Here is a 13,059-nt window from a genome sequence, read left to right on the forward strand (position 1 = left end):
TTGTGGTTTCGTGACGCTTTCTGTTGCACAGATCGACCGGGAGACCGACCAGCTCGTCGACGAGTGGCTCACCCTCCCCGAAGTGGCCTCACGCCTCGATCTCCCGATCGGGCGGGCCAAGCAACTCCTGAAGGACCACAAGCTGCTCGGCGTGCGCCGCGGCAGCGGCGGGCCACAGGTGCCCGCGGTGTTCCTCGACGGAAAGGACGTGATGAAGGGCCTGCCAGGCACGCTCACCGTGCTCCAGGACGCCGGCTACGACGACGTCGAGGCGCTGCGCTGGCTCTTCACCCCCGACGAGTCACTGCCAGGCTCGCCCATCGAGGCGATCAGGGCGGGCCGTCACACAGAGGTCAAGCGGCGTGCCCAAGCCCTCGCTTTCTGAGGCCCGCCTCTATCTCTGCACAGACGGCCGCCGCGACCGCGGCGATCTGGCGGAGTTCCTCGACGCGGTGCTGGCCGGCGGTGTGGACATCATCCAGCTGCGGGAGAAGGGCCTGGAGGCACGCGAAGAACTCGCGCTCCTCGACGTCTTCCGCGACGCCTGTGACCGGCACGGAAAACTGCTCGCTGTCAACGACCGGGCTGACATCGCTCACGCCGCCCGGCCCGACGTGCTCCACCTGGGGCAGGACGACCTTCCCGTGACTGTCGCGCGAGAGATACTCGGCGACGACGTCGTCATCGGACGGTCCACCCACTCCGCAGCCGAGGCGTCCGCCGCGGCCGTGGAGGAGGGCGTCGACTACTTCTGCTGCGGCCCGATCTGGCCGACGCCGACCAAGCCGGGCCGCCCGGCGCCGGGGCCGCCGCTGCTGCGGCACGCGGCGGCGCTCGGCACCTCGCGGCCGTGGTTCGGCATCGGCGGCATCGACCTGGGCAACCTCGACGAGGTGATGGCGTACGGCGTGAGCCGCGTGGTGGTCGTCCGCGCGATCACCGACGCCGACGACCCGGGCGCGGCCGCCGCAGAGTTCGCCAAGCGGCTGGCCGCGGGGCCGGCCCGCTGAACCTGCGAGGCGCCCGCGCTTCCCCGCGCGGGCGCCTCCTCGCCTGCGGGCTTGGCGGGGTCAGGTCTTGCGGGACGTCGCCGCGATCGCCAGCTCGGTCAGCGCCTCGCGCGCCTCAGGCGTGACCGGCGCCGCGTCCAGCGTGGCCAGCGCCTGGCTGAGATAACCGGCGATCAGGTCCTCGCACTCCTGCAGCGCCCCGGTGTCCTCGATGATGCCGCGCAGCTCCGCCACGCCTTGCTCGTCCAGGTCGGGATCGCCGAGCAGCCGGCGTACGGTCGCCGCGGCGGCGGGGGAGGCGGCGGCGAGGGTGCGGGCCACGAGCATCGTGCGCTTGCCCTCGCGCAGGTCGTCACCGGCCGGCTTGCCCGTCCGCGCCGGGTCGCCGAAGACGCCCAGGATGTCGTCGCGCAGCTGGAAGGCGATGCCGACGCGCTGGCCGTAGCCGGTGCACAGCTCGTCCATCCACGGCGCCTCCTGCCGGGCGGCGAGCACCAGGCCGAGCCGCAGCGGCTGCTCCACCGAATATCTGCCGCTCTTGAACAGCGCCACCCGCAGCGCCGAGTCGAACGTGTTCTCCCCGGTGGCCTGCTCCAGCAGGTCGAGGTACTGGCCGCACATCAGCTCGCTGCGCATGTGGTCGTGGACGGGCCGGGCCGCGTCCAGCGCCTCGCGCGGCAGCCCGGACGTCCGCCACATCTCGCCCGACCAGAGCAGCAGCAGGTTGCCCAGCAGGATCGCCGCGCCCTCGCCGAACTGCCCGGACGAGCCGTGCCAGCCCGCCTCCTCGTGCATCGCCTGGAAGCGGCGGTGCGCCGACGGCATGCCCCTGCGCAGGTCGCTCTTGTCCATCACGTCGTCGTGCACCAGCGCGCTGGCCTGCAGCAACTCCAGGGAGGCGGCGGCGGTGAAGACGGCGGGCACGTCGGTGCCCCCTGCGCCCCGCCACCCCCAGTAGCAGAACGCGGGCCGCAGCCGCTTGCCTCCCGACAGCAACGCGTCGGCGGCCGTGCGCAACGGCGCGAACTCGGGCTCGCCCCCGGCGGGGAGCTTCCGTTCGACGAACTCGGCGAGCGCGCGCTCCACCTGGGCGCGCAGGATCTCCATGCCGGCGGCGTCAGTGGTCATGCTTTGAGACTAGTGGCCGGGGGAGCGGGCTTCGATCTCGGCTTCGATCTCGGCTTCGATCTCGGCTTCGATCTCCAGGTGCCGCTCTGGCCGGTCCGCGCGGAGGTTGTCGGGGTAGCCTTGTCGGCATGGCTCTTGGTCGACCCTCCATCCGGCCCGATCGCGTCCCCACGGTCCGCGACATGCTGGCCTCCGGTGCCCGGTCGTTCTCGTTCGAGTTCTTCCCGCCGAAGACCGACGAGGGCGAGCGGCAGCTGTGGCGCGCGATCAGGGAGCTCGAGTCGCTGCGGCCCACGTTCGTCTCGGTGACCTACGGCGCGGGCGGCTCCACCCGCGACCGCACGGTCGACATCGTCGAGCGCATCGCCCACGACACCACACTCACCCCCGTCGCCCACTTCACGGCCGTCAACCACTCCGTGCGCGAGCTGCGCCACCTCGTCGGCCGCTTCGCCGACGCGGGCGTGCGCAACATCCTCGCCGTACGCGGTGACCCGCCCGGCGACCCCACCGCCGACTGGGTGCCCCACCCCGAGGGCGTGCTCTACGCCGAGGACCTCGTGCGGCTGATCCGGCAGTCCGGCGACTTCTGCGTGGGCGTGGCGGCCTTCCCCTACAAGCATCCGCGCTCGCCGTCCATCGAGTCCGACACCGAATACTTCGTCCGCAAGTGCGAGGCGGGCGCCGACTACGCGATCACGCAGATGTTCTTCCAGGCCGACGACTACCTGCGGCTGCGCGACCGGGTGGCGGCCAGGGGCTGTGACACGCCGATCATCCCGTGCATCATGCCGGTCACCCAGATGAGTACGATCGCCCGCTCCGAGCAGCTGTCAGGGGCGCCGTTCCCGCCCGACGTCGCGGCCCGCTTCGAGGCGGTCAAGGACGACCCGGCGGCGGTGCGGCGGCTGGGCATCGACCACGGGGTGGAGCTGTGCCAGCGGCTGCTCGACGAGGGCGCTCCCGGCATCCACTTCATCACGTTCAACCGGTCGAGCGCGTCACGTGAGGTGTTCCAGCGGCTGGAGCTCGCGAGCCTGCCCGCGTAGAGCCTGCCCGCGTAGAAAGGGCCCGCGTAGAAAGGGCCCGCCACCCGCCCGCAGGGGGACCGGGCGGGTGACGGGCAGGGGACACTAGACGGTGGGTAAAGGGTCGGCTACTTTCTGTCATGAATGGTGCCCGTGCGTCATCGCCGGTAAACCTGGGGTCACGCCGTCTTCAGCTTGCCGGGCTGCTCAGGTCAGGGGGAGGCGGCGGCCCGCGATGGCGTATTCCTCGTGGCCGCCGGGGAAGACGAACTTGGTGAGCAGGTCCATGAAGCCCATGCCGGCGTAAAGGTGGCGGGCCGCCGTGGGCTGGTCGTGGGTCGACAGGATGGCCGTACGCTCGCGACGCCCGGCGCACAGCGTCCTGATCATCTGGCGGCCGATGCCCTTGCTCTGGTAGTCGGGGTGCACGTGGATCTCGGCCAGCTCGAAGGCGTGGCCCATCCAGGCGTGCGCGGCCTCCTGGCCGATGCGGTCGGCCAGGCCGCGGACGACGACGTCGTGCCACCACTGGCCCGGCGCGCCCCTGAAGCCGTAGGCGAAGCCCACGATCCGGGGTTCCGGAGCTGCCAAATCTGGGGATGAATCACGCAATTCCGCGAAATAGCACTGAAAATGGGGATATGTCGCGTGATTGCGCATGATGGTCTGGCGGCCGGTGATCTGGTCGAGAGGCGGGTTCATGGCCGCCGTGTAGATGTCGATCACCGTGTCCAGCCGCTCGATGAACTGGGCCGGACCGGCTCCGCGAAACTCGATCACCCGTCGCACACTACTCGACGTCCACCGGCGTACCCCCGGTGATCCGCACCAGCTCGTCGAACGTCGTCGGAAAGACCGTGTGCGGGTGGCCGCCGGCCGCCCACACCACCTCGTGCTTGCTCAGCCAGTTGTCCACCAGTGTCCGCACCGGAGTGGGATGCCCGACCGGGGCCACCCCGCCGATGGGCTGGCCGGTCGCCGCCCTGACGAACTCCGGCGTGGCCCGGCGTACCCGCTCGGCGCCCGCCGTTCGGGCGATCAGCTCGACGTCCACGCGGTGGGCGCCGCTGGTCAGGACGAGCAGCGGCGCGCCGTCGGCGTCGAAGATCAGGCTGTTGGCGATGGCGCCCACGTCGCAACCCAGCTGGGCCGCGGCGGCCGCGGCGGTGGGGGCCTTCTCCGGCAGGACCACGATCTCGCCGTGTGCTCCGCGTTCGCGCAGCGCGGACTCGACGACGACGGCGTTCGGCGGCAACTTCTCAGGCATGGGGACACTCTAAACAGATTGGCCGCCCGATTACTCCCACAAGGGTCCTGGTGTAGGGTCCCGTGATCAGTTATGTACGGAATGTGAGAGGTGGTACCTGTGGGGTTTCCACGGCTGCCCGGGGTGGCTGCCCTCCTGACGGCCGGCGCGGTCGTCGTCTCGGGGTGCGGAACGCAGATCGCGTCGCGTACGGCCGCCCCGCCCCCGAGCGGCTCCGCCGCCTCCGTCGCGCCTCCTGTCGCGCCTCCCGCGGCGGCGAAGAGCGCCCCTTCCGCCGAGCCCGACCCCGCGGTCGAGGCGCCCCGCAAGACGTTACGGCTGGGTGCCAAGGGATCGGCGGTCAAGTGGCTGCAGAAGCGGCTGATCGAGCTCGGCTACCGGCCGGGCAAGGCCGACGGCCGCTACGGCGGCACCACGCTGGCCGCCGTATGGGCGTTCCAGAAGGTCAACGGCATCAAGCCGACCAGCACCGTCGCCCGCCGCACCTGGCAGGCGCTGGAGACGCCGAAGGCGCCGCGGGTGCTGGCCCGCAACGGCCGGCCCACCCGCGCGGAGGTCGACCTCACCAAGCAGGTCATGGTCCTGTACGTGCGCGGCAAGGTGAAGCTGATCACCCACGTGTCGTCGGGCAGCAACATCCCCTATTGCGAGACCACCACCTGGCAGGGCAGGAAGCAGCGCTTCTGCGGCTCGGCCAGCACCCCCACCGGCGACTACCGGACGACGTGGCGGGTGAGCGGGTGGCACAAGTCCTACCTCGGCCAGCTCTACAACCCCATCTTCTTCAACGGCGGCATCGCCTTCCACGGCGCGCTGTCGGTGCCCCTCCATCCTGCCTCGCACGGCTGCGTCCGCATGCCGATGAACGTCGCGGAGGAGCTGCCCGGCCTGCTCGGCAAGGGCGTGCCGGTGCACGTCAGGGGCAGGTTCCGCCGCTAGCTCCGCGCCTCGGCCGCTGAGCTCTGCGGGCTCTCCCGGCCCTTCCCGGCCGCCGCCGCGCGCCTGCCGTCGGCGGCGGCCAGCACCATGCCGGTGGCCTGCGCCAGCCCGCCGATCAGGATGAGGTACGCCGCGTACGCCTGCCAGTCGGGCAGGCCCGCCACGAACCCTGACTGCCCGGTCAGACCCGCCAGCGCCCTGGCCGGGTTGATCAGCGCGACGGCGAAGGCCAGCGTGTACGGCAGGACCAGCACGCCCGAGACCACCAGCAACGCCGTGCGGCCCCTGCGCGGGCGGCGCAGCAGCAGGCCGATGACCAGGTAGGCGAGCGCCACCAGCCCGGCGAGCAGCGCCGTCAGCAGGATCATGTGCCAGGCGTCCGTGCCCGTGGACGTCATGCCCGAGTCGTCGATCGTGCCGCCCTCCCACTTGGGGTCGGCGATCTGCGCCCGCACCGCCGCGCGGACGCCCAGGTGGCCGGCGCCCGCGTACGCCGCCACCAGCACGGGGCCCAGGGCCAGCAGCACGAGCCCGGCCGGTCGCCCGATTCGCGCCATGCGCGCTCCTCTCCGCTCGTTCGGGGTTCTTGGAGACAGCCTCTCACCGGATGCCGGTGCTAGCCGAGCGCGCGCAGCCCGGCCAGCGCGATCTCGCCCGCCCGCCGGACGGTGGCCATGATCTCCTCCACGGACCGGTCCTCGTCGACGTCCGTCATCACCGCCACCATGATCGCGCCGATCAGCGCGCCGACCGTCGCGCCCGCCTCGGAGAGGGTGAGCCGGTCGCGGAACGCCTCGTGCAGCGCCTTGGCCAGTGTGAGCTGGCTGTCCAGCAGCACGTGCAGCGCCCGCGCCTGGAGGGACGGCACGGTCAGCACGAGCCGCGCGCGCACCGCGGCGGCGTCGAACGTGCCGGCGCCCGCGATGGCCTGCCCGATGCTGTCGTCGATGAGCTGCAGCAGCAGGTCGGCCACCGTGTCGCTGGGCCGCCTGGCCGACAGCCGTGCCAGCGCCCCTTCGAGGCGGGCGCCGGCGTCGTAGAAGAGCACGTCCTCCTTGCTGGCGAAGTAGCTGAAGAACGTGCGCGTGGACACGTCGGCCGCCGCGGCGATCTCCGCGAGCGTCGTCTCCTCGAAGCCCTTCTCCTCGAACAGCCGCATCGCCGCCTGAATCAGCGCCTGGCGCGTGCGCTGCTTCTTGCGCTCTCGCAGTCCCTCAGCCATGGCGGCACTATAGTGCACTCGGTTATTTTTTACACTCGTTGCAAATTTTCATCTCGTGAGGTTTTCTGGAGAGGCAGCGAGGAAAGGAGCCGAACATGTCCGAAGTCACCCTGGTCACCGCTCGCCAGCGCCCGCTCGACCCGCCGGACGAGGTCACCGGCCTGCGACGGGACGGGGCGATCCACCGCATGAGATACGCCGACGGGCACCTGGGGTGGCTCGTCACCGGGTACGCCGCCGCCCGCGCGGTGCTCGCCCACCCCCACCTCAGCAACAACCCCGAGGGGCACCACCCGCCCATCGCCTCCACCCGGGCCGAGCTCGCCGAACGCGGCTTCAAGCTGCCGCCCGGGTTCTTCCTGCGCATGGACGCCCCCGAGCACACCCGCTACCGCAAGCTGCTGACCGGGCAGTTCACCGTGCGGCGGATGAAGACCCTCGAACCGCGCATCGCCGAGATCACCCGCGACCGCATCGACGCCATGGAGGCCAAGGGCGGGCCGGTGGACCTGGTGGAGGAGTTCGCGCTGCCGATCCCCTCGCTGGTCATCTGCGAGCTGCTCGGGGTGCCGTATGACGACAGGGAGATGTTCCAGACGGAGTCGAAGAAGCTCTTCGACATCGAGGCGTCGGCGGACGACGCGATGGCCGCGCTGGGGCGGGTCTGGGCGTACCTGCACGGGCTCATCCAGCAGAAGCGCGAGCGGGCGGCCGACGACCTGCTCAGCGGGCTCCTGGAGGGCGGTGAGCTGAACGACGACGAGCTCACCGGGGTCGGGGTGCTGCTGCTGATCGCCGGGCACGAGACGACCGCCAACATGCTGGGGCTCGGCACGTACGCGCTGCTGACCGACCCCGGCCAGCTCGCCGCGCTGCGCGACGACCCCTCCCTGGTGGACAACGCCGTCGAGGAGCTGCTGCGGCACCTCACGATCATCCACCTCGGGCCCACCCGCGTGGCCAGGCAGGACGTCGAGATCGACGGCGTCACGATCAAGGCGGGCGAGACCGTCACCCTCCACCTGCCCGCCGCCAACCGCGACCCCGAGCGCTTCCCCGGCGGCGACCACCTCGACATCACCCGTCCCGCCGGCGGGCACCTCACCTTCGGCCACGGCATCCACCAGTGCCTCGGCCAGCAGCTCGCCCGCGCCGAGATGCGCATCGCGTACCCGGCACTGCTGGGGCGCCTGCCTGGCCTACGCTTGGCGGTAACACCCGAGGAGGTGCCGATGCGCTCGAAAATGTCGATCTACGGGGTGCACCGCCTCCCTGTCACTTGGTAGGTCACCATGAAAATCAAGGCAGACGAATCGGTGTGCATCGGGGCGGGCATGTGCGCGCTGACGGTGCCCAAGATCTTCGACCAGAGCGAGGACGAAGGCACGGTGGTGCTGTTGCAGGACGTGCCGCCCCAGGAGCTGGAGGACGCCGTGCGCCGCGCTGTGACCCTCTGCCCGTCGGGGGCGATCTCAGTCGAGTGAGGACCACTCTCCGGGCCGTCTGACACCGCCCTTGGGCGGTTCCCGGCGGTCTCCGGATCGTCTGACACCGCCCTGGGGGCGATCTCTGGGGGCTCGCCGACCCCGTCCTGGGAGTGGCCTCCGGGCAGTCCGATCCCGTCATGAGGGCCGTCCACAGCGGCCCGTCACACCGTTATGCCGCCGCCGCCGCGACCTTGGGTCGCGGCGGCGGTTCGCTGTGCCGCACGCCCTGCTTCCTGTGCCTTCTTGTGGCCTTCCTGTGCCGTACGCCCTTCGCTTCAAGGTCATCGAACCTTTGTTCGCGAACCGGTTGACAACTGGGCGTGATCGAAATTATGTTCGATCTAGTGACGGTGAGGCTCGCGGCTCAACGTCACCAGGACCTGGTCGCGGGCCATCGCTTCCCCAAGCGAGCCCCGGCCAGGCTCCTCGGGCGAAGGGCACGTCCTCGTCGTCGGCGGAGACGAGTGGGCGTGTCCTGGCCGGACGGGGAGAGGGGAAGCTCCTCGTCCGGCCGGCCCGGCGGAAATGTCGGTGGCGTCTGCGATTGTTGTCACCACCGGCGGAGACGCCGGCGCCGCCCACGACTCCAAAGGAGGCGCGCAAGATGGCACCACGGCCTAGAGAAACGCCCGGGCCCCGGCTGTCGCCTGCGGTTCGGGCACACCTGACCGATTCTCGTTCCTGCCTGGCGGAGGCGAGCGCCGCTCGCACCCCCGCATCCCGCTACGTCGCCGCCCACCTGGCGGCCCTGCGCGCGGCCGCGGCCCTGCTGGCCGCCCGCCCCAGGCCCACGGAGGGCCGCAGGCGACGCCTGCGCAGCGCGTGGGAGCAACTGCCCGAGGCCGAGCCCGCACTGGCCGAGTGGGCCGCCTACTTCTCGATGACCGCCGCCAAGCGCGCCGCCGCCGAGGCGGGCATGGTGCGGCGGGTCAGCCAGGCCGACGCCGACGAGATCCTCGCCGAGGCCGAGACCTTCGTCTCCACCATCGAAGACCTCCTCGGCGTCCCGGGCCAGCCACAACTGCCAGTGGACGTCCCACTGGCAGGCTGACCCCCAGCCACCCCCAACCCCCTGGCAACCGACGGGAGACCCCGCCTGCCCGCCGCGGGGACTGACACCACGGACACGGGCGAACACGTTTTCACCCGCGCCCAGCCGCCCCTGCACCCCTCGCCGGGGTATGCACGCGAGGTTCCGCTATCCCGCCGTGCTGACGCCGGCTCGCCGCAGCGGTTGCGTCCCCTTTCGCTTCGAGACCTGTGGCTGGGCAGTGGGCTGCCCCCCGTTACGATCGGCTGTCCGCATATCCCGTGCCGGCGCTGCCTCGTCGCAGCGGTTGCGTCCCATCCGGCCGGACAGTGAGCCGCCGTCACGGCAAGCTTGACCGTCCCCACCACGGCGCGCGGGTCCTCAGACGCCGCTCTGGCCGTCGGCCGAAGTCCGGTGAGCCTCCGTGTGGCGTGATTCCCTCCTTGTCGCCGGGCTTCGCTCGCCCCGCTTGCGTGCGCGCTCCCCAACGCCCCACCTGCCCTGCCTCCCGGTTGCTCCGCCGAGCTTGCCCACTCGGCGGTCCTCGTGCCGGCGCGCAAATGTGGGGCTGGGCGGTGCTTGGTTGCGTTCTGCGGGGGTTTAGGCGTGGGGGGTGGGTGACCGGTCACTCCGGGCTCTGCGTGGCTTTCATGACCGTTCTGGGACGTTCGGGTGGAGGGCTGGGTCAGGTGGATGTGCTGAAGGCTCGCCGGGTGTCCGGCGAGCCTTCAGATGAGCGGGTGACCTCGCAAACGTGCCACCGTGGTTCCGGGCCGGTGGGGGCCGGGGTGGCCGGTCTCCTGCCGCGCAGGGTCGGAGAGGGCCTGTTCCGGCGTCGGCCAGGAACGACGGGTGGTTAGAACGACTCCACGGCCCGGCGGGCCTCGGCGTCGAGGACGCCCCAGCTGATGAGCTCCTCGGTCAGCTCGCTCGGCGACTTGTCGTAGATGACCGCCAGGGAGCGCAGGTCCTCCTGGCGGATCGACAGCACCTTGCCGTTGTAGTCACCGCGCTGGCTCTGGATGGTGGCGGCGTATCGAGCGAGTGCGCCGGCCTTCTCCTTCGGCAGCGTGGCGAGGCGCTCCAGGTCGATCACAAGTTTGGGCGTCGGCCCGAGCGGGCTGGGGGCGGCTCCGCCCGGCAGCAGCTCGGAGACGGGCACCCCGTAGAAGTCGGCAAGCTCGGCAAGCTTCTGCACGGTCACGGCGCGGTCGCCACGCTCGTACGACCCCACGACGACGGCTTTCCACCGGCCACGCGACTTCTCTTCGACTCCATGCAGGGACAGGCCCTGCTGGGTGCGGATGGCGCGGAGTCGTGCACCCAGCGACTTTGCGTACTCAGACGGCATGGTGTGGCCCCCCGGCTCTCGTATGTATCGCTCTCAGTAGATTGTGCTCCCTTGCGGCGTATGCCCGGGCCACCGGGGGGTCTGGTGCCAGGCTCGGCACCATCGGTAGCCATGGCCCTGGGTTTACCCCAGAACGCCGCGCGGTGTGGTTACGCACAGTGACGGTAAAGGGGTGGACGCCTGAGGTCAAGCTGATTGGAAAAAAGATGCCGAATCCGGTCCGGTAGGGATCGCCACATTCGCCCCTATTGTCGCGCTGGTAACACTACTTCGTCAGAGTTTGACGAGGAATCGTCACCTGCTCAGGGCTGCCTGGTCAGGATCAGGACGGGGCGGCTCGCCGCCTTGATGATCTTGATGGAGGTGTCCCCGAGGAAGACCCTCCTGAGTGGCCCGGTGTCGCTGGAAGCGCATATGATCATCTCGCCGGGCAGCCACGAGGTCGCGCCGAGCGCCTGCGCCACGTTGCGGCCCTCAAGCACCTCGACCTCCACGGGTGCCTGCGAGCGCCGGTGCCCGCGTGCCGCCGTGCGCAGGTCCGCCGCGGCCTGGTCGCGCAGGCGGACGAGCATCTCCTCCTCGATCCGCGCCCGCCTGCCGCTGCTGAGCACCAGCGTGACCAGGCGCAGCGGCACGCCCAGCGTGGCCGCCGTCGCGGCGGCGACCTTCACGGCCTGGTCGCAGCCGGGGCCACGCCGGTAGGCGAGCGTGATGCGGTCGAAGGCGGCGGGCGGCGCCTCGCCGAAGCCGCGCGGCGCGAGCAGGACGGGAACGGAGGAGGAGTGCAGCAGCTGGTCGGCGGTGCTGCCCAGGGCGATGCGGCCCCTGCCGCCGCCCGGCGCGGGGCCGATCACCACGACGTCGGCGCCCCGCTTGCGGGCCAGCTCCACCAGGCCGCGCCCGCTGCCGCGGTGGGCGGTGACGACGTAGCCGGCCTCGTCTCCGGCCAGCTCGCGGGCCTGGGCGAGCGCGGTGTCGGCCTGCTCGCGCAGGTACGCCCGCCAGGCGCTCTCCTCAGCCCGCGCGGGCCCCGGGGTGGAGACGGCGGGCGGCCGCACGTACGCGACCGACAGCCGGGCCACCGCCTGGGAGGCGAGCAGGACGGCCAGCGCCAGCCCGTCGTGTCCCCGCGGCCCCGGCACGTATCCGGCCAGCACGTCGTCGAGCTTCATTCAGTGCACCTCGGCATTCAGCCGCGAATGGCCATAGCCGTACAGGAAGTAGCAGAACAGGCCGGCGAGCATCCACAGCCCGAAGGCCAGCCACGTCACCCCGGCGAGACCGGCCATGACCACGACGCACAGGATCGCGCCGAGCACGGGCGTGGCGGGAAAAAGCGGCGTGCGGAAGCTGCGCGGCAGCTCGGGGCTGCGGTAGCGGAGCACGAGCACGCCGACGTTGACGATGGCGAACGCGAACAGCGTGCCGATGCTGGTCGCCTCGGCGAGCTGCCCGAGCGGCACCAGCCCGGCCAGCACGGAGATGAACGCGGCCACGATCAGCGTGTTGAGCACCGGCACCTGGCGGCGCGGGTTCACCCGCTGGAAGACGCGCGGGATGAGGCCGTCGCGCGACATCGCGAACAGGATGCGGGTCTGGCCGTAGATGACGGTCAGCACGACGCTGGCGATCGCGATGACCGCGCCGAAGGAGACGATCAGCCCCGGCCAGGTGGCGCCGACCGCCAGGTCGGCGATGTACGACAGGCTCGCCTCGGTGCTGTCGGGATCGAAGTCCTGCCACGGCATCGCCCCGATCGCGGCCAGGGCCACCGCGACGTACACGACGGTCACGATGAGCAGCGACAGCAGGATCGCCAGCGGCAGGTCGCGCCTGGGGTTCCTGGCCTCCTCACCGGCGGTGGAGGCGGCGTCGAAGCCGATGTAGGAGAAGAACACCTGCGAGGCCGCCGCCGTGATGCCGGCCACCCCCATGGGCGCGAACGGCGCGAGGTTGCCGGACTCGAAGGCGGTGAACGCCACCACGCAGAAGAAGGCCAGCACCGCGACCTTGACGAGCACGAAGACGGCGTTGGCCGTGGCGCTCTCGGACGCGCCGTAGAGCAGCAGCCAGGTGGCCAGCAGCACGATGACGATGGCGGTGACGTTGACCACGCCGCCGTCCTGGCCGGGGGAGCGGGTGATCGCGTCGGGCAGCGTGAAGCCGAACAGCGAGCGCAGGAACGCGTTGACGTACTCGCCCCAGCCGACCGCCACGGCCGCCACGGAGACGGCGTACTCCAGCATCAGGCACCAGCCGCAGATCCAGGCCACCAGCTCTCCCAGCGTCGCGTACGCGTAGGAGTAGGACGAGCCGGACACCGGGATCGTCCCGGCGAGCTCGGCGTACGACAGCGCCGAGAACAGTGCCGTGACCGCCGCCAGCACGAACGACAGCACCACCGCGGGCCCCGCCTTGGGCACCGCCTGCCCGAGGATCACGAAGATCCCCGTGCCCAGCGTGGCGCCCACGCTGAACAGCGTCAGCTGCCACAGCGACATCGTGCGGCGCAGCTCGCCGCCCTCACCGTGCCCGCCCTCGGCCACGATGCGGCCGGTCGGCTTGGTACGGAAGAGCCGTCGGGCCAGCGTCACGGA

General features: G+C 71.1%; 15 protein-coding genes. 7 read left to right on the forward strand and 8 right to left on the reverse strand.

Features of this window, described 5'->3' with window-relative positions:
- Positions 1-10: 10 nt before the first annotated feature.
- Together AB0K12_RS22085 and thiE are read left to right on the forward strand one after the other, a co-directional pair.
- Positions 11-385, forward strand: a complete 375-nt coding sequence (locus tag AB0K12_RS22085) for an Rv2175c family DNA-binding protein (RefSeq protein WP_355429466.1) — start codon at positions 11-13, stop codon at positions 383-385.
- A complete protein-coding gene (gene thiE, locus AB0K12_RS22090) occupies positions 363-1,010 on the forward strand; it encodes a thiamine phosphate synthase (RefSeq protein ID WP_364564076.1) in 648 nt (215 codons plus the stop codon). The genes AB0K12_RS22085 and thiE overlap by 23 nt, the downstream gene beginning before the upstream one ends.
- A 60-nt stretch (positions 1,011-1,070) precedes the next feature.
- On the opposite strand, the gene AB0K12_RS22095 is transcribed toward thiE, so the two are convergent.
- Positions 1,071-2,138 (reverse strand): polyprenyl synthetase family protein, encoded by a 1,068-nt coding sequence (locus tag AB0K12_RS22095; RefSeq protein WP_364564079.1) that lies wholly within the window; start codon positions 2,136-2,138, stop codon positions 1,071-1,073.
- Positions 2,139-2,266: 128 nt separating this feature from the next.
- Between AB0K12_RS22095 and metF the strand changes: the two genes are divergently transcribed.
- Positions 2,267-3,187: a methylenetetrahydrofolate reductase [NAD(P)H] gene (gene metF / locus AB0K12_RS22100; RefSeq protein WP_364564082.1), complete on the forward strand. Its 921-nt coding sequence runs from the start codon at positions 2,267-2,269 to the stop codon at positions 3,185-3,187.
- Between the two features lie 186 nt (positions 3,188-3,373).
- On the opposite strand, the gene AB0K12_RS22105 is transcribed toward metF, so the two are convergent.
- Together AB0K12_RS22105 and AB0K12_RS22110 are read right to left on the reverse strand one after the other, a co-directional pair.
- Positions 3,374-3,946: a GNAT family N-acetyltransferase gene (locus AB0K12_RS22105; RefSeq protein ID WP_364564084.1), complete on the reverse strand. Its 573-nt coding sequence runs from the start codon at positions 3,944-3,946 to the stop codon at positions 3,374-3,376.
- Positions 3,947-3,956: 10 nt separating this feature from the next.
- A complete protein-coding gene (locus tag AB0K12_RS22110; RefSeq protein WP_364564086.1) occupies positions 3,957-4,433 on the reverse strand; it encodes a YbaK/EbsC family protein in 477 nt (158 codons plus the stop codon).
- 99 nt (positions 4,434-4,532) lie between these two features.
- Between AB0K12_RS22110 and AB0K12_RS22115 the strand changes: the two genes are divergently transcribed.
- A complete protein-coding gene (locus AB0K12_RS22115; RefSeq protein ID WP_364564088.1) occupies positions 4,533-5,372 on the forward strand; it encodes a L,D-transpeptidase family protein in 840 nt (279 codons plus the stop codon).
- On the opposite strand, the gene AB0K12_RS22120 is transcribed toward AB0K12_RS22115, so the two are convergent.
- Both AB0K12_RS22120 and AB0K12_RS22125 read right to left on the reverse strand, forming a co-directional pair.
- The gene (locus AB0K12_RS22120; RefSeq protein ID WP_364564091.1) at positions 5,369-5,929 is read right to left on the reverse strand and encodes a hypothetical protein; all 561 of its coding nucleotides are present in this window, start codon (positions 5,927-5,929) and stop codon (positions 5,369-5,371) included. The two genes, AB0K12_RS22115 and AB0K12_RS22120, sit on opposite strands and share 4 nt — an antisense overlap.
- 59 nt (positions 5,930-5,988) lie before the next feature.
- Complete coding sequence (locus tag AB0K12_RS22125) at positions 5,989-6,594, reverse strand: helix-turn-helix domain-containing protein (RefSeq protein ID WP_364564093.1); 606 nt, start codon at positions 6,592-6,594, stop codon at positions 5,989-5,991.
- A gap of 95 nt (positions 6,595-6,689) precedes the next feature.
- On the opposite strand from AB0K12_RS22125, the gene AB0K12_RS22130 reads away from it, so the two are divergent.
- The 3 genes from AB0K12_RS22130 (at position 6,690) to AB0K12_RS22140 (ending at position 9,132) form a co-directional block, all read left to right on the forward strand.
- On the forward strand, positions 6,690-7,880 hold the full coding sequence (locus AB0K12_RS22130; RefSeq protein ID WP_364564096.1) for a cytochrome P450: 1,191 nt from the start codon (positions 6,690-6,692) through the stop codon (positions 7,878-7,880).
- Between the two features lie 6 nt (positions 7,881-7,886).
- The gene (locus AB0K12_RS22135) at positions 7,887-8,078 is read left to right on the forward strand and encodes a ferredoxin (protein WP_355429495.1); all 192 of its coding nucleotides are present in this window, start codon (positions 7,887-7,889) and stop codon (positions 8,076-8,078) included.
- 607 nt (positions 8,079-8,685) lie between these two features.
- Positions 8,686-9,132, forward strand: a complete 447-nt coding sequence (locus tag AB0K12_RS22140) for an SAV_6107 family HEPN domain-containing protein (protein ID WP_364564099.1) — start codon at positions 8,686-8,688, stop codon at positions 9,130-9,132.
- Between the two features lie 835 nt (positions 9,133-9,967).
- On the opposite strand, the gene AB0K12_RS22145 is transcribed toward AB0K12_RS22140, so the two are convergent.
- From AB0K12_RS22145 to AB0K12_RS22155, 3 genes are all read right to left on the reverse strand, one after another.
- Positions 9,968-10,462, reverse strand: coding sequence for a transcriptional regulator (locus AB0K12_RS22145; protein ID WP_026214021.1), 495 nt, complete (start codon positions 10,460-10,462; stop codon positions 9,968-9,970).
- Positions 10,463-10,764: 302 nt separating this feature from the next.
- A complete protein-coding gene (locus AB0K12_RS22150) occupies positions 10,765-11,634 on the reverse strand; it encodes a universal stress protein (protein ID WP_364564102.1) in 870 nt (289 codons plus the stop codon).
- The gene (locus AB0K12_RS22155) at positions 11,635-13,056 is read right to left on the reverse strand and encodes an amino acid permease (protein ID WP_364564105.1); all 1,422 of its coding nucleotides are present in this window, start codon (positions 13,054-13,056) and stop codon (positions 11,635-11,637) included.
- Positions 13,057-13,059: the final 3 nt, after the last annotated feature.

It is taken from the genome of Nonomuraea sp. NPDC049419 (assembly GCF_040676995.1).
Taxonomy (GTDB): domain Bacteria; phylum Actinomycetota; class Actinomycetes; order Streptosporangiales; family Streptosporangiaceae; genus Nonomuraea; species Nonomuraea salmonea.